This window comes from Luteibacter sp. SG786 (assembly GCF_011759605.1).
Lineage (GTDB): Bacteria > Pseudomonadota > Gammaproteobacteria > Xanthomonadales > Rhodanobacteraceae > Luteibacter.
The window spans coordinates 385,938-405,812 of the sequence record NZ_JAAOYX010000002.1; the positions used below are offsets into that span (position 1 = coordinate 385,938).

Here is a 19,875-nt window from a genome sequence, read left to right on the forward strand (position 1 = left end):
CATGGCGTCGATCCACCTGATCGCCTGCGACAACGGGCGGGGCTTGAGCCACGACATCCGTCTGCTCGAAGCCGCGCTGCGCGAGCTCGGGCACTCGGTGTCGATCACGCCGGTGCCGCGGCGCAGCCGCGGGATTCCGTGGCGCGCGTGGCGGCAGGCACTGCACATGCACCTGCGCTGGCTGGCGGGCCGCGGCCCGCGCCGTCACGATCTCGGCATCACGCTCGAACACGTGCACACGGCCTACCTGGCGCTCGCCCGACGCAACGCGCTGGTGCCGAATCCCGAATGGCTGTCGCGCCGCGATCGCCGCCAACTCCGGCGTTTCGATGCCATCCTGTGCAAGACCGAAGTGGCGCGCGCCACGTTCGCGGCGCAAGGCCTGCCCGTGCACGTGATCGGTTTCCAGAGCATCGACTGCCGCCGCGAGGGCATCGAACGCGACAGGAGCTTCCTGCATCTTGCGGGAGCCAGCCGCATGAAGGGCACGGAGCGCCTGCTCGACGTCTGGCGACGGCATCCCGAATGGCCGACGCTGCACGTATTGCAGTCGCCGTCGACAGCCAGGCCGGATCGGCCTCCGGCCGCCGCGAATCTCGACCATCGCGTGGCCTATGTCGACGATATCGAAACCATCCGCAGGCTACAGAACGCCCATGCTTTCCATGTCTGCCTTTCCGAGGCCGAGGGATGGGGGCACTACATCGTGGAGGCCATGAGCTGTGGCGCCGTGGTGCTCACGACGGACGCCCCGCCCATGAACGAGCTGGTGAGCGGCGACCGCGGCCTGCTGGTGGGCGCCACGGAGAGCGGCACGCTCAACGCCTCCGCACTGTGGCAGTTCGACGAGGCGGCGCTGGAGGCCTGCGTGGCGAAAGCAGCGGCCATGCCGGACGAGGAGGTGAACCGCCTCGGGCGGAACGCGCGTGCCTGGTACGAGAGGAATCAGGCCGGTTTCGCAGAACGCCTGCGCAGGGCGCTGGATGCACTGCTCTGATATCGTTCGTTTAGAATTCATGATCCCTTTGCGGTGACGACGCCCTTGTTCAACAGCGCCTATACCCGGTCGGAACACATTCGCGCCCTGTGGCCCTGGCTGCCGCTGTGGACCGCGATGGCCCTGCTTGCCATCTTCGCGCACGGCCCGATGCCGATGTTCTCGACCCGCACGCTGGCCGTGGCCTGGGAAATGTGGGCACACGGCCATTGGCTGGTGCCGCACATCAACGGCGAACCGTACAGCGAGAAGGTGCCGCTGCTGTTCTGGATGATCCACGCGGGCTGGGCGGTGTTCGGTGTCAGCGACGTGTGGCCGCGCGTGCTCGAGGTCATCTTCGGCGGCGTGCAACTGGTGCTCGCCTCGGTACTTGCGGGCCGCCTGTTCCCGTCGCATCCGTGGGTATCGAAGGCCACACCGTGGCTGCTCATGGCCCTGGCCTACTCCTTCCTGTTCGGCCTGCAGATCATGTACGAGGTACTCCTCGTGGTCTGGGTGCTGGCCGCGCTGCTCTGCCTTACACCCACGGCCACGCGCGCTTCCCCGCGCTGGTGGCTGTTCGGCCTGATGGTCGGCGCCGGCCTGCTCACCAAGGGCCCGGTGATGATCGTGCACGTGCTGTTCCCGTTCCTGCTCGGCCCCTGGTGGAACGACTGGGCCCGGCAGAACAAGGGGCGTTGGTACGGCTTCGGCGTGCTCGGCCTGCTGCTCGGTTTCGCCCTGCTCCTGGCCTGGGCCCTTCCCGCCGCCGAAGTGGGCGGCGAAGCCTATCGCCAGCGGCTCTTTTTCACGCAAACCGCGGGCCGGGTGGTCGATACGAAGTCGCCGGATTTGCAGAACCACGCAAGGCCCGCCTGGTATTACCTCGTCTTCCTCCCCGTCATTCTCTTTCCGCTGTCCGGCTGGCTGCGCGGCATCGTTGCGGTGCCCACGGCGCTGTTCCGCAGGCCGTGGCGCGCCGGTACCGGCGCCGCCATCGTCGCTGCCTGCATAGCCCTGGTTCTGCTCCTCGCCACCGCACTGACGAACGTTCCGGCGTGGGTGAGTAACGTCCTCGTCGTCCTCTTCGTCCTGCCGCTGTTCGTGGCGCTCGTCCGCCAGCCGCTGGAGCCGGGCCTGCGTTTCCTCGTGGCCTGGCTGCTGCCCACCTTGCTCACCTTCTCGCTCATCACCGGCAAGCAGCTCTATTACGTGCTGCCGGAGCTGGCCGGGGCCGTCATGCTCGTGGCGGCGGCGGTGGCCGATCTGCGCGAGCGCCACACCGGGCTGGCATCGCACTATGCGCTGGGCACGTGGCCTCTTTCGCTGGGCGCGTTCCTGCTCGCGCTCGTGCTGTTCGCGATGCCTTCCGTGGTGCCCACGCGCTTCCCGGACAACATCTGGCTGGTGGGCATGGCACCCTATGCCCGCTTCTTCGGCGTGATCTTCATCGTGCTGGGCGGGCTGCTGCTCCTGCGCGGCCGAGGCGAGATGCGCCGGCTGGCCTTTGCCGGCCTCATCGGCACCGTGGCGCTCAATGCGCTGTTCACGCTGGGGCTCTGGTACCGGTACGACCTGACACCCGCCGCGCTCTTCCTTGCCCAGGCCGATGCCGCGGGCCGCCCCATCGGCAACCTGGGTGTGTCGTACAACGGCCAGTACCACTTCGCCGGACGCTTGATGCATCCCATCGCGAAGATCGCGCTCGCCCCGGGCATGGCCGCGCAAGTCGACGAAGACGACGACGATGTGGTGCACGACGGCGACAGCCTTGCCGACTTCGCCAGCCACCATCCCGACGGCCTCATCGTCTCGTACGCGAAGCACCCGCCGGCCAATGCGTTTCGTTACGCGCGCCTGATCCAGCCTTCGCGCACCGGCTGGCTCATGATCTGGGACGCAACCACGCTCAATGCGTTGCAGAGCGGCCGCCTGCCGCCGGAACCGCGGCAACCGACGCTCCTCTATCCGCAGGATTATTGGCGCACCCGGACCGCCGCGCGATGACCGATCCCCTCGTCGAACGCCTGCGCGCGCAACTCGGCGGCCCCCGCGACGGGGCCCTGCTGCGTTTTTCGCTGGGCAACGCGTTCCTGGGCGAGGGGGCATACGCGGATGCGGCGCAAGCCTTCCGCGACGCCATCGATTTCGATCCGCATTACTCGGCAGCGTGGAAGCTGCTGGGCAAGGCGCTGCTCGCCGTCGACGACACCGAGGGCGCCGCGGCCGCGTGGCGCTCGGGTATCGAAACCGCCAGCGGCCGTGGCGACATCCAGGCTGCGAAGGAAATGTCGGTCTTCCTCAACCGCCTGTTGCGTTCGCCGTGACCTTGTAAGGGTCCGGCCTGTCGTGGGCCGTGTACCGCTTGTAGTGCCACTGGTACTGCGGGAAGGCACGCTCCACGCACTGCTCCACGCCACGGTTCAGCGCCGTGCAGGCCACCTTGAGATCGGTGCTGTCGATGCCCTCGGGGGCCGGCAGTACATGGATGCGGAACCCTGCACCATCCGGCAGGCGCTCCGCGAAGCTGAAGAGCACGATGGCGCCCGTACGCGCCGCCAGGCGCGGCAGCAGCACCATGGTGAGCGCTTCCACGCCGAAGAACGGCGCGAACTCGCCCTCGCCTTCCCGCGGTTTCTGATCGGGAAGGATGCCCACGGTGCCCCCGGCGCCGAGTCGCTTGAACAGCGTGCGCACGCCGGCACCTTCTGCCCGCACCTGCTCCGGCGCCAGCTTGCCGCGCACCTTGCGCAGCAGGGCTTCGATGGCCTGGATGCGCGGCGGCCGGTAGAGGATGGCCATGGGCGTCTTGCTGCAGAGCCAATAGTTCAGCAGTTCCCAGCAACCCAGGTGCGGCGCGGCGACGATCACGCCCTTGCCGGACGCCAGTGCGTCGGCGAACAGTTCCCCGCCCACCACCTCACGCACCAGCCCCAGGGACTTTTCCGCCCCGCCGCCCCAGATGGCGGCGACCTCGGTCACCGACTTGCCCGCTTCCTCCATGGTCCGGCGCAGCAGGTCGGCACGCTCCCCCTCCCCCAGTTCCGGCCGGGTAAGGCGCAGGTTCACCGCGGTGAAACGCGCGCTGCGCGAGTTCGAACGCAGGGAGCGGCGGCCGATCCAGGCGCCGATGGCGTGGACGGTTCGCAGGGGAAGCAGGCTGACGAGCCTGAGCAGCAGGTAAAGCACATAGATATCGGGACGCATCCTGCGAAGTGTAATTCGCGATTAAGCTTGGCGCCCACCAGCCGCTAACGCACTCATGATCGCAGTCATCCAGAGGGTCGAATCCGCTCGCGTCGACGTCGGAGGCGAGACCGTAGGGGCCATCGGCGCCGGGCTGCTCGCCCTGGTGGCCGTGGAGCCCGGTGACGGCGAGGCGCAGTGCGTGCGCATGCTTGAGCGCCTGCGCGGCTACAGGGTGTTCTCGGACGCCGAGGGCAAGATGAATCTCAGCCTCGCCGAGAGCGGTGGCGGCCTGCTCCTGGTCAGCCAGTTCACCCTGGCAGCGGATACCCGCAAGGGCATGCGGCCCAGCTTCACCACGGCGGCCCCTCCCGAAGAGGGCCGGCGCTGGTTCGACCGCCTGGTGGCGTTGGCCCGCGACGCCCAGCCGGGGGTGGAAACCGGGCGGTTCGGTGCCCATATGAAGGTACATCTGATAAACGACGGCCCGGTCACTTTCCGCCTGGAGGTGCGCTGAGGCGTCACTGCGCGGAGATTTCGAGGTCCGCACTCTTCTCATCGCCAATGGAATCGGCCCGGCCGAAACGGCCCTATGGCGCGATTCTTGCGTGTCGACGATGAGCCCGATCCACTTGAAAACTGGTCAAAAAATCATCAAATGACTATACTGATCGGTTCCTGTAACCCGCGGCGGTCGGCATGACTAATAAAGCTCACGAGCAACAGTCTGAAATCAAACAGCTCATCTCCAAGGGTCTGGAGCAGGGCTACCTGACTTACGCCGAAATCAACGATCACCTGCCCGACGACATCGTCGATCCGGAGCAGATCGAAGACATCATGGCGGTGCTCAAGGGCGTCGGCATCGAGGTGCACGATTCCGCACCCGACACCGACACCATCTCCGACGGCGCCGCCCCGGGTACCAGCACGGACGACGAGTCCGCGGCCGAAGAAGCCGTGGCGCTGCTGTCGGCCGTCGACGCCGAGGTGGGCCGCACCACCGACCCCGTGCGCATGTACATGCGCGAGATGGGCACCGTCGAGCTGCTGACCCGCGAGGGCGAAATCGCCATCGCCAAGCGCATCGAGGAAGGCCTGAGCCAGGTGCAGACCGCGCTGGCCAGCTTCCCGCTCACCATCCAGCTGCTGCTCGAGGAATACGACCAGCACGTGGAAGGCAAGCGCCGCCTCAGCGAGATCCTGGCCGGCTTCGCCGATCTGGAAGAAGCCGCCGACGCCGCCCAGGCCGAAGCCGATGCCGCTGTCGAAGTGGATGGCGACAGCGACGACGACGACGTGGAAGTCGAGGCCGCCACCGAGGACGAGGACACCGGTCCGACCGGTCCCGACCCGGAAGAAGTGAAGCGCCGCATGGAAGAACTGCGCTCGCTGCACGCGAAGTTCCAGAAGGCTGCGCCGAAGGCCGAGATCAACGACAAGAAGGTCGCGAAGATCCGCGAGCAGATGTCGGAGGCTTTCCTCAACCTCAAGCTCCCTTCGGCCCTGATCGACAGCTTCGTGCGCAAGCTGCGCGAGGTGGTGAACGACATCCGTCACCACGAGCGCGTGCTCATGGACATCTTCGTCAAGCAGGTGAAGATGCCCCGTGCCGAGTTCCTGAAGAGCTTCCCGTCCAACGAGGGCAACCTCGAGTGGGCCGCCGAACTGTCGCGCAAGCGCCAGAAGTGGTCGCCGAACATCAAGAACTTCCGCGAGGCCATCGACGCGGAGCAGGAAAAGCTCGCCCAGATCGAGCGCACCCTGTACCTGCCGCTGACCGACATCAAGGAAATCAACCGCGCCATGTCGGTGGGTGAGGCCAAGGCCCGCCGCGCGAAGAAGGAAATGGTGGAAGCCAACCTTCGCCTGGTGATCTCCATCGCCAAGAAGTACACCAACCGCGGCCTGCAGTTCCTCGACCTCATCCAGGAAGGCAACATCGGCCTGATGAAGGCCGTGGACAAGTTCGAATACCGTCGCGGCTACAAGTTCTCCACGTACGCCACGTGGTGGATCCGCCAGGCCATTACCCGTTCGATCGCCGATCAGGCCCGCACCATCCGTATTCCGGTGCACATGATCGAAACGATCAACAAGTTGAACCGCATCTCCCGCCAGATGCTCCAGCAGTTCGGCCGCGAGCCGACGCCGGAAGAGCTGGCGAAGGAAATGGAGATGCCGGAAGACAAGATCCGCAAGGTCCTGAAGATCGCAAAGGAACCGATCTCCATGGAAACCCCGATCGGCGACGACGAAGATTCGCATCTTGGCGACTTCATCGAAGACACCAACGCCAGCTCGCCCATCGAGTCGGCGACCGAAACGGGCCTCATGGAAACCGTGCGCGACGTCCTGGCCGGCCTCACCCCGCGGGAAGCGAAGGTGCTGCGCATGCGCTTCGGCATCGACATGAACACGGATCACACGCTGGAAGAAGTCGGCAAGCAGTTCGACGTCACCCGCGAGCGCATCCGCCAGATCGAAGCCAAGGCCCTGCGCAAGCTGCGCCACCCGAGCCGCTCGGAGACGCTGCGGTCGTTCCTTGATATCGATTGATTGACGACGACATCCGGCTAGACGAAAACGCCCGCGCAAGCGGGCGTTTTCTTTTGTGCTTGCCGAATTCCCACCCACCGTCGTTCCTGCGAAGGCAGGAACCCAGCGCCTCCGGGCTCCCATGGTGCCGAGAGCTGCGGAGATCGGCGAAAAATACCTACGCCAAACCCTCCCCCGCATCGGCTAAACTTCCCGCTCAGCGCAGGGCCTATAGCTCAATGGTTAGAGCAGAGGACTCATAATCCTTTGGTTCCAGGTTCGAGTCCTGGTGGGCCCACCATATAGACAGCTGACAGTTGCAACTTGTGGCCTTCCCAGCGATTGCCGTCAGTTTTGACGTGTTCCGCTGGTAATTCCGCTGACAGCTTTTGCTGGAAGACCAACTTGTTTTATAGCTAGCCAAGCAGAAGGCCAGAAGTTCGAACCGCTGCATCACACTAAGCCATTGCCGCCGAAAGCAATGGGATCGGCATCTGCTCTCGCCTTAAGCAGCGAACTTTCCAGCGTCCGGCCACACCTTGAGCAACAATCCGAACATGTGTTCGTTGCGCTTGCGGATGGCATCTTCATGCCAGTCATCCGCCTCCGGACCATAAAAATATTGGGTCAAGTTGATTTTAGCGTACCTCAACAGCTCGGGCCTCTTGGCACCCCAGGCGGCATTCTGCAGCGAAGAATTGAACGAGCCGGTGATGAGTGTGAGATTGCCAAGGGTGTTGAGCATCACCTCTCGCCGCGCAGTAGCCTTCTGCTCAGTCGCCGGGTCGACCTTCGCCTCCGCCGGCAACGGCCAATGCGTTTGCCACGTCTGCGGCAACACATGCTCGATCGTCAGATTAGCGGGGAGAGCCAACACCGGGCTTTTAGTGGATTGTTCCGCGGCATCCAACGCTTCGAGAACCGCACGCACCTTATACTGTGCGATGCGCCCGTAAAGCGGCCACTCGCACACCGCCGTGAGCAATTCCATATCGGAGGGGAACTTAGTGCTTTCGCCCGTACCCTTGCCCAATTGCAGGGCCACGGCCTTCGCCATCGTTTCCCCACTCCTTTCGACCGCTTTGATGAGGTCAACAAATAAGCGGTTGTAGTTCTTGGGCGTAAAATTGGTAATGAGCCGACGCATGAGGAACGATTCGAGAACCGACAGCACCTTGTCGAACTCGCTCTGATCGTCCGGCATGAGCTCGGCATATGCGTGTAGCAGGAAGGGCAGCACCGTGGCCGTGTCCACTGCTTCCAGCCGACGCATGAACTGCGCTAGTACCGGATGCCCATTCGGGTTTTGCAGGGCGTCGAATACGTCGGCGTACCGTGCGAGCTGGCGAATATGCCCGGCTGCGTCGGCCGGCACCGGAACCTTAGACCCGGCTAACGGTTCGGCATTCTCCACGAAGGACTTGAACGCATTGAATAAATGCGTGCTCTTCACCTCGTCCCGCGTCATCAACGTCAGGTAGTGGTTGATAAATAGATCAATTCGCGGGCGCTTGATACGGCCCTGTTGAACCTCCTTTCGCCAGAACTCGGCCTCGAAACGGGCCCAGTGGTCCTCGTAGAGTCCCTCCACCTCCGCGTTTTGCACCAGCGCCTTGCGGAAGAGATAGTTCTTGATGAGATCAGCCGGTAGCAATTCCGTGCCACGAGCGTTAAGGGTTTCAAAAATTACTTGGGTCTCATCGTCGGGGTCCAGGTTTATCACCACCAGCTGGAGACCGCCCTTGACCACCTGCCACAACGATTCGATGCGGTCTTCGACGGTCTTGCTAGCCAGTTCGGCCTTGTCATCCTCGTCGTCGTCCTGCCCAACCAGCCAAGCGGCGAGCTTTCCGTGGAAGTAGCGATAGGCCCCCACCAAGTTGTTACTGGCCAAGGTGGGCTTGCCCTTTACCTTCTGGTCGAGGTCCTGGAGCGACTTGCAACCGTGAATTATCTTGAATGGAGTCCGGTCACTGTTCGTTGGCCATAGTTTGAATTTCTCGACAGGGTCTTCCACCCTCGAGGGATTGTTTTCGACCAGTGCCGCAAAGCGTTCCGCGTACTTGCCAGCACCTTGAGTACCGGCAAGATTGCGAGCTGCCATGAGGAAAATCTGCAGTGTTGTGAAGCGCTGCTGGCCGTCGATGACTTGGCGCGTTTCAATCGAGCCGGCTGGATGCGGCAACTGCTCCAGCACGATCGCGCCCAAGAAGTGGGTGCGGGTTTTCCCGGTGCGCAGCTGGCGATCAAGCAGCGCTCGGATGTCTTCCCACAGGTACTCCCAGTTCTCGGCTTCGTTCCAGACATAAGGCCGTTGGAACAGCGGCACTTGAAAAAAAACGTTCGGGTCAAAGATGGCTTCGAGTTGACGGATATTGGCGTCCAAGTGCTTCCCCCCTGTGCATTATGGCTTCCTATCTTAGCTACCAGCGTACCCGCAGCAGGATACCTCGGCCTCGTCGCACAGGCTCAGTCGCCTTCGCTGAGGCAGGGCACCTATCCATATGCCTAGCCCTGATCGCCATAAATCAACGCTCTTGACACGGATGCGGCCGCGGCGCGATAAATCCACTGCCGGTTCGCTCAAGCGCCGGTGTTGTGCCTGCATAGCCATAGGCGCCAGGTGCCCGTCCGTTCTCTGAAGAGACAGCGGGAAAGCCTCCTGATTCCGCCATGGATCTGCTATGCCCAAACTCCGAAGCCTGAGGATCCGCGCGTTCCACGCCCAGCGTGGCCGCTGTTACTACTGCGGCCTGCCTATGTGGAATGACTCTCCTGACGAACTGAAGCCCTTCGGCCTACATTCACGAACGGCCGCGATGTTACGCTGCACTGCCGAGCACTTGACGGCACGCCAGGACGGCGGAAGGAACATGGCCAGCAACATCGCGGCGGCATGCTGGATATGTAACGCGCGCCGGCACAGACGCAAATTCCCGCCGCCACCTGCCGCCTACCGCGCCTTCGTGCAACAACGCTTGGATAAGGGCAAATGGCACCCGCCCGCGCTCGCACCGCTATGCTCCGTCTTTCCGCCTGCGCGCGGCTGACTCAGGCTACGGCTACGATGAGCCCCGTGCCTTTGATTTGCTGGATTTAACACAACCGCACGCCCCGCATACGAAGGCGCGACCGAGATATCGAGAAGGGAATGGGTATCCGCTCAAGGCCTCGCGCTGGAGATCTGATGTGGTCGGTCTTACCCAAGCGTGCTTGTCCCTCCTAGCACAAGCACTCGCGGCGCTTCGAGCGGAAAAGATAGCGATACTCGCAATCTATTTATGTGCTTACGGCCCCTCCGGAATAGACACCATGCGAGCGATCTCTGGCCGAACTCCCTCTCCGTATAGCTGCAGCAAGAACCTCTTCAAGAGGGGATTTCCCAGGTCCGAATGGCCGTCAACTATCGGTTTGCCTGTCGATACGTTCCAGACTGGCACGTTAACGTTGAGCGCTTTGTTCCGGGGGGTCAGGATCAAGGCATTGCGAAATTCGCCGCCATGGCCCTCAGTCTTCCAGGCGGACATCACGCGGGGATAAACCCCCGCCGTGTTCGCGTCGCCGGACGCCCGCCTCACCTTTCGCACAAATACGTCGAGATCACCCCAGTCCAGCGCTTGGCTTCCGTCTTTTTCTCTCACTATTTTTTGCGTTATCCAACCGCCATCCTCCACCGGAGAAAGTGTCAGGTAGCTGGTGGCTTTCAGTTTTTGCTGGTCATAAGTCAAGTCGTAGTCGACATAGTCCGCGTCATGTCCGATGGTCTGCCTGGCCGCGACTCGCTCCACCCCCGCCCCTTTTGGATAGCGATGAAACAGCGTCGAGAAGAAGCGGGCGATGGGAAACGCCTTTCCCGTCGCTTTGTCGTTAGTGCTCGTGATGGATACGAAGACAGGCGAGTGGTAGCTTCCAACCCTTTCACTGCCGTCCTTTTCATCGAACGCAATGCGATGAAGAGGGGCGAACACCGCGGCTTCCACAGCCGGATTGATGGCGATGACGACATCCCCTTCCCTACTGAAGGGAGGGTCATGCTGTAGACCCTCGTCTTTCCGGCGACGGATGTTCTCTTTCAGATCGGTCATGTCGCGCACCAAGGACGGCGACAGTGCGGAGTAGACGATCAACCCGCCGAAACTGTGCCCCACAATGGTGAGGCGAACTTTCTTTGTGCAGTGATCGCCTCCGATTTCAGATATGTAATCGGGATCGTTTATCGCGTTCTCGACCTCCTTTTTCCACGCAACGTTGCGCGCGTCCTGGAAGGATCGAAGGCGTCCGAACAACTCGCGGATACTTCCTTTAGCGACGCGATCAGCTGCATTCTTCCGACTCCAGAACGTGGTCGACTCGATGCCATCACCAATGAGATTTGTCGGGTCAAAACGAGTTCCTGCGCCACGCCATCCAACATAGGCTCCAACGACCTTCATCCTGCAGGTGGATTGGGCTTCTATCGCACTAAGCTGCCCAAGGAGAATGCGAAACCAACGGACGTTCTCGTCCGAGCTTTGCGCCGTGTGCTTCCATCCATGAACGAATACGACGATGCTCGTGGGTTGCTCGAGCGGCGATTGCCTGAGTGAGTCCAGGGTAAGGTCGATCTGCCGGGAAGCGTCGCCGAACTGAGGGATGGCCGGAAACGGAAGCCCCTGGTCGTCGAATTCGATGAAGTTCAGGTCGTATGGCCCTAGCCCGACGTCCCTCCGACCCGCAGCGTGCTCTGCGATGAGCCGATCGCATTGGCTATCGACCGCGTCCTGTTTGCCTGAATCGCTCACGACTTGCGGCGTGCAATCGATCGGGGACGCGGACGTGGCTTGCGTCCGATAGGGGACGATCCTGGCGCACCCGGCTGCTAACAGCAAGACACCAAGGCAAGCCGCTGTGACCAGAGTCCGCAGATGACCTTCCATACCCGACCGCGCAATGGCCTTGGACATGCGTATCGCACCTTCCATCACGTCGCCCCCTGATTCGGAGCCGCCATGGAACGCCTGGATGCCTTCCGTTGCAATAGCGCGAATGGTGCACCCCGCAGCCCACGAGGTGGCACGCCTCCTGCTTTAAATACCTTTTATATCGTGCCCGCGCGCTCAGGCGCGGCACCGATACTGCTCAACCTCGCGACCGCGCTCGCAGGCCAGTAAGCGATAGCGCTCCAGGACGGTGCTGCCCGACGCCAGTCGATACGCTGCGTTGGCAGGCCGTGTAACCGCCGGTTATCACAACTCACGCCCGACCAAACGATCCAATGACCAGCTTCCTCCATCATGGGCGGCTATGAACGTAGCTAAAAACGACATCAGCACCGGATACTCAATGCCACGGTCGACCCACGGCCAAGTCGGGCCCACTGATGCCGATCACTTCCACCGCCACTGCAACGGCAATCAGGCGAGCGTCCAAGCCAGCAGCAAGCATCACACCACCGATGGCCTCCAGCAGCGTGACCGACGGAGCCTCGGTTTTGATGATTGGCGATCGGGACATCGCCACGTTGATACCAAGTTGACCAAGCTGACCTTCACGCAGCCTATCCCAAAGGATGTCGTAGCCGCGCTTCAGTGATGAGGTCACCTAACCAGGGAACAGCCCCGCCTGCCGGTAGCTCGCAATCAACCCATCAAACAAACTCAGATCCGATCGGCTGCGGGCGAGCAACTGTGCGCCGGCAATCGCAGCGAAGATGGCTTTGGCGCGCGCCCGGCTTTCGGTTTGGTCGACGATGCCGGCGGCAGTGAGCGTCTTGGCGAGCCAGGCCACATTGACGTCCGCGAACGCCTGCACTTCGGTCTTCACCCCATCGGGCAGATCGTCGTACTCGGCCGACATGAAGCTTCCCAGGCACAGGCGGTTGTCGTTGACGAGCGAGCGCCGGAACATCTGCGGGTAGTTTCGCAGGCGGTCAAGTGGATCGGGATACTCAGCGTCGATCGCCTCGAGATTGACGGCGGCGTCTTCCCAGTAGCGGCGAGCGACGGCCGCACCCAATTCCGCTTTGCTCGCGAAGTGGTGGTAGATACTCGCTGCCTTGATACCCACTGCGGCAGCGAGGTCGCGGTAAGAAAGACCGCTGTAGCCGTGAGCTTGCACGGTATTGCGTGCGGCCTGCAGGATGGCCTCTTTGGAATTCGTGCTCATGCAAATACTCCAGCGATGCAAACGGTTAGGCCCGGGCCCACAAGGGCCCAGGCCTAAGCCCGCATTTTAACCTACCGGGCGACAGGTAGGGTGATTAAAGAGACGCGTGCAGATCACGGACGGTGCTGACGCTCTCGAGCAAGCCCGCCACGTGCAGGATCGTCGACTCAGCCAGCCAGCTGCCAACCAGTTGCACATTGATCGGCAGGCCTTCCGAGCTCGTACCAAAGCGCATCGCAATACCCGGCAGACCGGTGATGTTGAGCGGCACGGTCGCGCCCTGCAGGTACGTGGCATCGACGCTCTGGCCGTTGATGACGAACTGCTCCACACCGTGCTTGTGGGCAGGGATGGGCAGGACATGAGTCAGAAGCACGTCGTACTTCGAGAAGTACTCGGCGAATCCGTCGCGCAGTCGCTCGGCAGCCTGTTCGGCGTCGATATAGTCCGCCATCGAGGTATCCGGCAGGCCGAGCATGGTCTTGGCCATCTTGTAGAGTTCGTCCGGACGTCGGCCCGCCGTGGCCTCGGCGAACGCCGGCTTCATCTCCATGACGTGCAGGCGGTTGAAGACGTCCAGCGCGAAGTCACGCTCCAGGGCCGGGATGCGGACCGGCTCAACGACCATGCCCAGGCCTGCGAGCGCATCGGCCGCGGACTTCACCACCGCAGACACTTCCGGATCCACCGGGCCAAAGCCGGGCTCAACCAACCAGCCCACGCGCAACGGTCGCACCGGTGCCGAGCCGATGCCGGCATCGAACGGTACGGTCATCGTCGAGAACGCGTCCTGGCCATCGGGGCCATAGAGCTGCTCAAAGGCGAGCTTCAGATCGCGGATGCTGCGGGCCATGGGACCCACATGCCAGAACCGGCGCGGGGCGCGCGGCCAGATACCCGTCATCGGAATGCGCCCATGCGTGGCCTTCAAAGACACGATGCCGGTCTGTGCAGCCGGACCGCGCACCGAAATGGCGAGGTCCGTGCCCAGGCCCAGGGGGGACATGCCCGCCGCGATGGCGGCCGACTCGCCGCCGCTGGAGCCACCCGGCGTACGGGTCAGATCCCAGGGGTTGTTCGAGCGACCGGACAGCAGGTTGTCGCTCTCAATCCAGTAGGAGAATTCGGGGAGATTGGTCTTGGCCAGGAGGATGCCGCCGGCCTTCTTCATACGTGCAACGCTGGTCGCGTCCTGCTCCGGCAGCCTCCCCTTGAAGATCGGGGAGCCGCGCTGGGTGAGCACCCCCGCGGTATCGATCGAGTCCTTCACGGTGAACGGCACGCCGTGCAGGGGGCCGAGTTCCCTACCCGCCAGCACATCCGCCTCGGCGGCCTTGGCCGCGTCCATGGCGGTATCGGCGAGCGTCACAAGCGCGTTCACTCGCGGCTCCACGGCAGCGATGCGATCGAGGTGGGCTTGCATCACCTCCACAGGTGACACCTCCCGGGTACGGATCAGTTCCGCAAGGCGGGTGGCGTCTTTGAAGATCAGTTCGTTGCTCATGGTCATCTCGGTTTGGTGGTGACGGCGAAAGGGAGGCTCGCCAATGAACCCTACCTGTCGTTAGGTTGGTTGTAGACTACGGCCTGAATCCCGGGGCGTCAATCCCTACCTAACGTTCGCTAGATTTCGAACGCCTGAGGCACTCGTGTCCACCGCCCCGAGCTCTCGTCAGGGCCGCCCATGCCGCAGTCGCTACCGGCGCACCTGTTCAGCCTGTTCGTTTTAATGGCCGCCTTGCGAAACAAGTTGACCCGGTTTCGAAATGTAGAAGATCGGCTGTGAGGCTAGGCTACATGTCGTCGTAGCCTGTCATGCCTCATTCCGCGTGCATGGTCTGCAACACCGTTCACAGCCAAGCCGTTCCACGTTGCGACAGGCAACCGGAGCAAGTCGGCATAGCTAAGGTACCCATATGGCCTTGCACGACGAATCACTGCGGATCATCGACTTGATTACATCACTGGAAAGCAAGAGCAGCCTCGTATCCAAGCGCATGAGGCGCCCCGTGCATGAGATCGAAAACATCGTCGTGACCCCGTCCCACGAACAGCGTCTTCAGGCATGCGATTTACGCCCCACGCTCGCTCGCATCAGTGCACTGGACGTTCTGGAGAAGGCGGTGCCTGGTTGTCTCGACGCTGGCCAGGTGTACCGGATTCTCAGCCCTCAGTACGAGAGCATTACATCGTCCACGATCTACCGCGCGCTGAAAGATTTATGGATGGCGGGGCTACTGATTCGTACCGAAGGCGCATATGGTCGCGCGTTTTATGCCTTCAAACCTTATGGGAAAGTGACTCAATGCGACACGCTGAGATGCCACTGTGGCACGCGACTGATCGTTATCGAGGACCAGACATTGCGTGAGCATCTGCGATCGCTCGCCGTCAAGGAAAGTTTCGATCTCGACAGCGAGTCCGCCTTTACCGTCACCGTGACGTGCGCAAGCTGTCGGAAGTTCCGCAAGCGCGGCCGCTAGAGGTGACAGGATTCCGCATCCTCCCATCACCTGAATGATTTGTCCGGAACACATGCCATGAACGACCCAGTCATGACGAAACGTGCCGGCCTGCTCGAATCGGCGGTGCTCAAGCTATTCACGCGCAAAGCAAAAGTAGTGGGTATCGACGATATCGGTAGGCGCTTCCGTCTCATCACCCTGGGCGGGGACGCGCTGAGACACGTACAGTGGACAGCCGGCGACAAGCTCCAGGTCCAACTAGGCGGTTGGGTCCAGCGCACCTTCACGCCGATGGAATGGGATGAAGCGAGCGGGCGCACGCGTATCCTCGCCTACATGCATGGCGATGCCCCAGGCGCGAAGTGGGTTCACGCGTTGCCAGTTCGGTTCAGCACATGCGCAGGTTGCTCAAGCGATTGGGCATCGGCCCAAACCGCTTCCAGGCGAAGGCGTACTGGGCGCCTGGGAAGACGGGGCTGGACTGACTGACGCCATTCCGGTCGCTCGTCGTGGCGCCGTCGCCATCGATCGGATCAGTCCCTACCGGGCAGCACAATACCCGGTACCAAGGCAGGTTCCCGATCGGCCACGCGTTCAGCGAGGTATCGTGCGGGCGGCTTGCCGACGGCCTTGCGGAACATGGTGACGAAGCCACTGGCATTCTCGTATCCCAGCGTGAAAGCCACCGCCTGCACGCTTTCACCCTTCGTCAAAAGCTGGAGTGCAAGGATCACGTGCAATTGGCGACGCCATTGCCCGAAACCCATTCCGATTTCGTTTTGCAACACACGACTCATGCTTCGCTCGCTCATGCCTATGCGGGAAGCCCAGTCGGTCTTCGAGCTTTTGTCCGAGGGGGCGCCAAGGAGCAATTCCACGAGGCGTCGCAGCCGGGTGTCGCGCGGCATGGGAAGATGCAGGCCCTCCACGGGAGCCTGGCCCAACTCGTCCAGCAGGACGGCAATCAGACGATCCTCCCGCCCGCCGGGTGCGTATAAGGCAGGAAAACTGACTGCCTTCAAAAGTAGCTCGCGCAGCAGTGGCGAAACGGAGATCGTGCAACAGGTTTTCGGAAGATCCGATGCGGCATCGGGCTCCACGAACAGGCAATGGCATTCCGTTTCACCCGACCCCCGTGCGGAGTGGGGCAAATTGCCCGGGATCCATATGGCGCACTGCGGCGGTACGATCCAGACACCGTCTTCGATCTCGCAGTTAAGGATGCCGCGAACGGAGTAGATCAGTTGTGCCTTGTGGTGCCGATGCCTGGCGTTTTCCCAGTCTTTTCCCACCGACGTGGCGCTCAAGGCGACGACACGCCTTGGCACGTCGTCGATGTCCGTCGGTGCGATCATATCTGTGGTGGCATGGACCGACATGGTAGGTGTCGCGCCTCGTAGCGGAGATGAGTAGCCTGCCTTAATTTGAGGGCGTGACAGGGCATCTGCCAAGTGGCACCTGGACGCTTGGCCACTATGCCTCGAGCGATCACGGAGATGGCACAACACCTGTCGACAGTACTTCCCTGGCCATATCGACGGCTTGTTCCCGCGACGCCGCGAGAAGCATGGGGTAGCCCCAGAACTTGGCGAACATGACCGAAAATGCCTTGTAGCCCAGGCGTTTCGCCTGGTTTGGCTCGACGAGAATCATGGCCAGGACAAGCTTTCGCAGTTCGAGCTTGTGCTTTTTCATCCAAAGCGAGACGCGCTTCTTTTCTTCCGGCGTGTGCTCGTGATCCTCGGTGGGCGTGGAATCGCTCAGGATGACGAATGGCTCACCGCGCCTCAGGTTGGCCTCGAACTCATCGAAGTCCTTCTGAGGGTCTTGTCCAGGTTGCTGTGAAAAACTCATCCAGACCAAGGGGAAGTCGGAACTATTCATCGACATGGGTGGCTCCTTTGTTCCTGATGTGGCGCCACGTGGATACGGTGGCAAACGCGCCGGGAAGGGTGATGAAGAAGACGGCAGAGAAGGCGATGTGGCCGCCGTCGCGCAGCCCGTCGACGATGCCTCCCAGGGCATTCAGGCAGACGAGCGTCCCACCGAGGATCAGCGCAATCCATTGCGTCGTGCGTGTTCCGACGATGGCCAGAAGCGCCGTGACGATCCAAGCGCCGTAGAACACGGAGAACATCCACAGCGCTCCTGCCTCGAACGTGATCGCCGGCATCGATCCGTGCGACTTCACGTAGTCGTTTACGAAGGAGAACGACTGTAGCGTCACGAACAGCACGGCTCCGATGGCCGTTGTCAACCAGAGCAAAGCGAACTTGTCGTGTCTATTCATGGGCGATCCTTGGGCAGCGCATGGCGTCAGTACCTGAAATTCAGCGTCACCATCACGTTGCGTGGTGCGCCGTAACCCACCGTGTCGAAGTCGCCCTTCTGCAGCGCGTACTTCCTGTCGAGCAGGTTGTTGACGTTGATGGCCACGTCGGTACCCTTCGCGATCACGTAACGCCCCATCAGGGATACCAGCGCATACGATTTCTGCTCGCCGCCCAGCGTGCTGGTGCCGGTGTTCGCCGCCTCGTAGAACCGGCTTTGCCATTTCACGCCGCCGCCCAGCGTCAATCGGTTCCAGCTTCCGGGCAACTGGTACGTGGTGAAGAACTGGGCGGTGGTGCGCGGCAGCTGCGAGTTCAGGCGCACGCCGTCGCCGTCCTTGGCCGTGAAGTGGGCGACGCCCGCATAGATATTCCAGCCGCGCGCCAACTCGCCCTGCAGGTCCATCTCGATACCGCGCGACTTCGTTCCATCCACGCTCTTGTAGGCTTGGGAACCACTCGGCGTATAGGTTCCAGCGACGATCTGAGCGGCATTGTCCAAACGGGTATCGAACAGGGCGACCGAGGCATTGAGGCGCCCATCGAGATAATCACCCTTCAACCCGATTTCCGTGGTCTTTCCTTTGGCCGGCGTGAGCACGTTGCCGTTGCTGTCCCGGTAGTCGGTTTGCGGGTTGAAGATGCCGGTGTAGCTGACGTAGGCGGAGTAAGTGCTGTCGATGTCGTAGATGAGGCCGGCATAGGGATCGAACTCACCGGATTTCTTGTAGTGGAAAGGCACGCCGCTGACGCTCTCGTCGATCTCGTAGGTGCTGAAGCGGCCACCGACGACGAGTTTCAGCGGATCGGCGAGCGAAAACCGGGCTGCACCGTAGACCCCGCTTTGCTTGATCCGGGTCTGGGTAGGTATCGAAGCCATCGACTCGAAGTCGGGCCGGGGGTAGGGGGAGCTCAGGTCGTAGACGTTGACCGGCACGAAGCCCGGATAGAAAGGCGGGATATCCTGCTCGCTGGCGTTGCGCCGCGAACTCATCGCGCCGACGACCAGGTCATGGGAGCGACCGAACAGTTCCAAGGGACCATTCGCCATCACGTCGAAGCTGTTTTGATGGCTGCGACTTTCCGAGGCCAGGGCGACCGGATAGGCTCCGAAAGGGTAGGTGCCCAGGCCCGTGGCCCGATCGGGACGGCCCACCACGCCGAGCAGGTGGGCATCGAAGTCGCTGCGATACTGATTGGCGATGGCCCGAAGATTCCAGCCGTTGGCGAAGCGGTGTTCCAGCTCGGCGAATGCCGTCTTGAGGCCGCTGTCCCAGCGGCTCCATTTCTGCGAGTAGGCCTTGGAACGCGGATAGTCCGCTTGCGTGCCGTCACTGAACCAGAGGGGCAGCCCACCCCAGGTGGGGCCTTTCGGAGTGCTGTCCTGGTAGTCATAGCCCAGGCTCACCGATGTGTCGGGCGTCAGATCCGCCTCGATGATGCCGTAGAACGCCTTTCTTTGCGGCTTGTACCCGTCGAGGTAGGAGTTTCCGTCCTGGTACGTCCCCACCACGCGCGCACGGACACGACCGTCCTGGGTAAGGGGTGTCGAGATGTCCGCCGTTCCCCGGCGGGTATCCCAGCTGCCCGCACCGAGTGAGGCGGACGCGGAAAAATCGCGCGTCGGCCGCTTGCGGACCAGGTTGATGGCGGCGGAGGGATTGCCGGTGCCGGTCAGCAAGCCGGAGGCGCCACGCACCACCTCGACGCGATCGTAAAACGCGGTATCGAGAGAACTGATGCCGCTACCGTTGACGATGTCGCCGACGATGGTGGGAATGCCGTCATACTGGACGTTATTGATCAGGAAACCACGGGAATAGAAGCTCGTCCGTTCACTGTCGGACTGGTACGAGGTTATGCCCGCGGTGTTGTCCAGCACGCCTTGCACCGAATTCAATTGCTGGTCGTCCATGCGCTGGCGCGTGATCACCGTGACCGCCTGCGGCGTCTCCTTCAAGGAAAGCGGCAGGCGCATGGCCGCCGCCGTCTTGCTCGTCGTATAGGAGCCCGTGCCCTCGGTCGCCGCGGGATCCACGCTGCCCGTGACGGTAACGACCGGCAAGGTCACCCTTTCCTTGGACGCCTGCTCTCCGGCGCTGTCCTGGACCGGCGCGAGCCCGACGGCGAAAGCGCTCTGGGCGCCAACGCCGAGGACCACTGCGATGACCGAGACCAGCGTGGTGCGTGATGCGCCCTTGAGTGACCCCTCGCATGGTCCCCACGGCCGAAGATG

At 62.3% G+C, this 19,875-nt stretch carries 17 protein-coding genes and 1 tRNA gene; 8 read left to right on the top strand and 10 right to left on the bottom strand.

Annotated elements, in window-relative coordinates; genetic code table 11:
• The first annotated feature begins 1 nt into the window (after nt 1).
• From FHS47_RS13615 to FHS47_RS13625, 3 genes are read left to right on the top strand one after another with little or no spacing between them, the layout of a single operon-like run.
• Entirely contained in the window at nt 2-997 is a 996-nt protein-coding gene (locus tag FHS47_RS13615; RefSeq protein ID WP_167028836.1) for a glycosyltransferase, read from the top strand.
• A 45-nt stretch (nt 998-1,042) separates the two neighbouring features.
• Nucleotides 1,043-2,983, top strand: a complete 1,941-nt coding sequence (locus FHS47_RS13620) for a glycosyltransferase family 39 protein (protein ID WP_167030185.1) — start codon at nt 1,043-1,045, stop codon at nt 2,981-2,983.
• Nucleotides 2,980-3,303, top strand: a complete 324-nt coding sequence (locus FHS47_RS13625) for a tetratricopeptide repeat protein (RefSeq protein WP_167028838.1) — start codon at nt 2,980-2,982, stop codon at nt 3,301-3,303. Before FHS47_RS13620 ends, FHS47_RS13625 begins: the two co-directional genes overlap by 4 nt.
• Here the strand turns inward: FHS47_RS13625 and FHS47_RS13630 are convergent.
• Nucleotides 3,278-4,183, bottom strand: coding sequence for a lipid A biosynthesis acyltransferase (locus tag FHS47_RS13630; protein ID WP_167028841.1), 906 nt, complete (start codon nt 4,181-4,183; stop codon nt 3,278-3,280). The genes FHS47_RS13625 and FHS47_RS13630 overlap by 26 nt on opposite strands.
• A 55-nt stretch (nt 4,184-4,238) precedes the next feature.
• Here FHS47_RS13630 and dtd point away from each other — a divergent pair, with 55 nt between their 5' ends.
• The 3 genes from dtd to FHS47_RS13645 all read left to right on the top strand — a co-directional run bounded on the left by dtd (nt 4,239) and on the right by FHS47_RS13645 (nt 7,001).
• Nucleotides 4,239-4,679: a D-aminoacyl-tRNA deacylase gene (gene dtd, locus FHS47_RS13635; RefSeq protein ID WP_167028843.1), complete on the top strand. Its 441-nt coding sequence runs from the start codon at nt 4,239-4,241 to the stop codon at nt 4,677-4,679.
• Nucleotides 4,680-4,861: 182 nt separating this feature from the next.
• Complete coding sequence (rpoD, locus tag FHS47_RS13640; RefSeq protein ID WP_167028846.1) at nt 4,862-6,721, top strand: RNA polymerase sigma factor RpoD; 1,860 nt, start codon at nt 4,862-4,864, stop codon at nt 6,719-6,721.
• 204 nt (nt 6,722-6,925) lie between these two features.
• A tRNA-Ile gene (locus FHS47_RS13645) sits at nt 6,926-7,001 on the top strand.
• A 204-nt stretch (nt 7,002-7,205) separates the two neighbouring features.
• Here FHS47_RS13645 and FHS47_RS13650 read toward each other — a convergent pair.
• Nucleotides 7,206-9,086, bottom strand: coding sequence for a DUF262 domain-containing protein (locus FHS47_RS13650; RefSeq protein WP_167028848.1), 1,881 nt, complete (start codon nt 9,084-9,086; stop codon nt 7,206-7,208).
• A gap of 433 nt (nt 9,087-9,519) precedes the next feature.
• Between FHS47_RS13650 and FHS47_RS19805 the strand changes: the two genes are divergently transcribed.
• A complete protein-coding gene (locus FHS47_RS19805) occupies nt 9,520-9,750 on the top strand; it encodes an HNH endonuclease (protein ID WP_282097584.1) in 231 nt (76 codons plus the stop codon).
• A gap of 237 nt (nt 9,751-9,987) precedes the next feature.
• Here FHS47_RS19805 and FHS47_RS13660 read toward each other — a convergent pair whose 3' ends face one another.
• The 4 genes from FHS47_RS13660 to FHS47_RS13675 form a co-directional block, all read right to left on the bottom strand.
• Nucleotides 9,988-11,643: a hypothetical protein gene (locus FHS47_RS13660; RefSeq protein WP_167028853.1), complete on the bottom strand. Its 1,656-nt coding sequence runs from the start codon at nt 11,641-11,643 to the stop codon at nt 9,988-9,990.
• 376 nt (nt 11,644-12,019) lie between these two features.
• Entirely contained in the window at nt 12,020-12,280 is a 261-nt protein-coding gene (locus tag FHS47_RS13665) for a hypothetical protein (RefSeq protein ID WP_167028856.1), read from the bottom strand.
• Nucleotides 12,281-12,844 (bottom strand): TetR/AcrR family transcriptional regulator, encoded by a 564-nt coding sequence (locus FHS47_RS13670; RefSeq protein ID WP_167028858.1) that lies wholly within the window; start codon nt 12,842-12,844, stop codon nt 12,281-12,283. It abuts the gene before it with no gap.
• 94 nt (nt 12,845-12,938) lie between these two features.
• Complete coding sequence (locus tag FHS47_RS13675) at nt 12,939-14,348, bottom strand: amidase (RefSeq protein ID WP_167028861.1); 1,410 nt, start codon at nt 14,346-14,348, stop codon at nt 12,939-12,941.
• A gap of 412 nt (nt 14,349-14,760) precedes the next feature.
• On the opposite strand from FHS47_RS13675, the gene FHS47_RS13680 reads away from it, so the two are divergent.
• Nucleotides 14,761-15,327, top strand: coding sequence for a transcriptional repressor (locus tag FHS47_RS13680; protein WP_167028864.1), 567 nt, complete (start codon nt 14,761-14,763; stop codon nt 15,325-15,327).
• 515 nt (nt 15,328-15,842) lie between these two features.
• Here FHS47_RS13680 and FHS47_RS13685 read toward each other — a convergent pair.
• The 4 genes from FHS47_RS13685 to FHS47_RS13700 all read right to left on the bottom strand — a co-directional run bounded on the left by FHS47_RS13685 (nt 15,843) and on the right by FHS47_RS13700 (nt 19,704).
• Nucleotides 15,843-16,616, bottom strand: a complete 774-nt coding sequence (locus FHS47_RS13685; protein WP_208382017.1) for a helix-turn-helix transcriptional regulator — start codon at nt 16,614-16,616, stop codon at nt 15,843-15,845.
• 181 nt (nt 16,617-16,797) lie between these two features.
• On the bottom strand, nt 16,798-17,199 hold the full coding sequence (locus FHS47_RS13690; protein WP_167028867.1) for a hypothetical protein: 402 nt from the start codon (nt 17,197-17,199) through the stop codon (nt 16,798-16,800).
• On the bottom strand, nt 17,186-17,599 hold the full coding sequence (locus FHS47_RS13695) for a hypothetical protein (protein WP_167028870.1): 414 nt from the start codon (nt 17,597-17,599) through the stop codon (nt 17,186-17,188). Before FHS47_RS13695 ends, FHS47_RS13690 begins: the two co-directional genes overlap by 14 nt.
• 26 nt (nt 17,600-17,625) lie before the next feature.
• Nucleotides 17,626-19,704, bottom strand: coding sequence for a TonB-dependent siderophore receptor (locus FHS47_RS13700; protein WP_208382018.1), 2,079 nt, complete (start codon nt 19,702-19,704; stop codon nt 17,626-17,628).
• Between the last annotated feature and the right edge of the window lie 171 nt (nt 19,705-19,875).

What these genes read in the sequence shown, in the direction of transcription:
- FHS47_RS13615 (WP_167028836.1), top strand. Translation starts at nt 2, where the DNA reads ATGGCGTCGATCCACCTGATCGCCTGCGACAACGGGCGGGGCTTGAGC.
- FHS47_RS13625 (WP_167028838.1), top strand. Translation starts at nt 2,980, where the DNA reads ATGACCGATCCCCTCGTCGAACGCCTGCGCGCGCAACTCGGCGGCCCC.
- FHS47_RS13630 (WP_167028841.1), bottom strand. Translation starts at nt 4,183, where the DNA reads ATGCGTCCCGATATCTATGTGCTTTACCTGCTGCTCAGGCTCGTCAGC.
- dtd (WP_167028843.1), top strand. Translation starts at nt 4,239, where the DNA reads ATGATCGCAGTCATCCAGAGGGTCGAATCCGCTCGCGTCGACGTCGGA.
- rpoD (WP_167028846.1), top strand. Translation starts at nt 4,862, where the DNA reads ATGACTAATAAAGCTCACGAGCAACAGTCTGAAATCAAACAGCTCATC.
- FHS47_RS19805 (WP_282097584.1), top strand. Translation starts at nt 9,520, where the DNA reads ATGTTACGCTGCACTGCCGAGCACTTGACGGCACGCCAGGACGGCGGA.
- FHS47_RS13660 (WP_167028853.1), bottom strand. Translation starts at nt 11,643, where the DNA reads ATGTCCAAGGCCATTGCGCGGTCGGGTATGGAAGGTCATCTGCGGACT.
- FHS47_RS13670 (WP_167028858.1), bottom strand. Translation starts at nt 12,844, where the DNA reads ATGAGCACGAATTCCAAAGAGGCCATCCTGCAGGCCGCACGCAATACC.
- FHS47_RS13675 (WP_167028861.1), bottom strand. Translation starts at nt 14,348, where the DNA reads ATGAGCAACGAACTGATCTTCAAAGACGCCACCCGCCTTGCGGAACTG.
- FHS47_RS13680 (WP_167028864.1), top strand. Translation starts at nt 14,761, where the DNA reads ATGGCCTTGCACGACGAATCACTGCGGATCATCGACTTGATTACATCA.
- FHS47_RS13690 (WP_167028867.1), bottom strand. Translation starts at nt 17,199, where the DNA reads ATGTCGATGAATAGTTCCGACTTCCCCTTGGTCTGGATGAGTTTTTCA.
- FHS47_RS13695 (WP_167028870.1), bottom strand. Translation starts at nt 17,599, where the DNA reads ATGAATAGACACGACAAGTTCGCTTTGCTCTGGTTGACAACGGCCATC.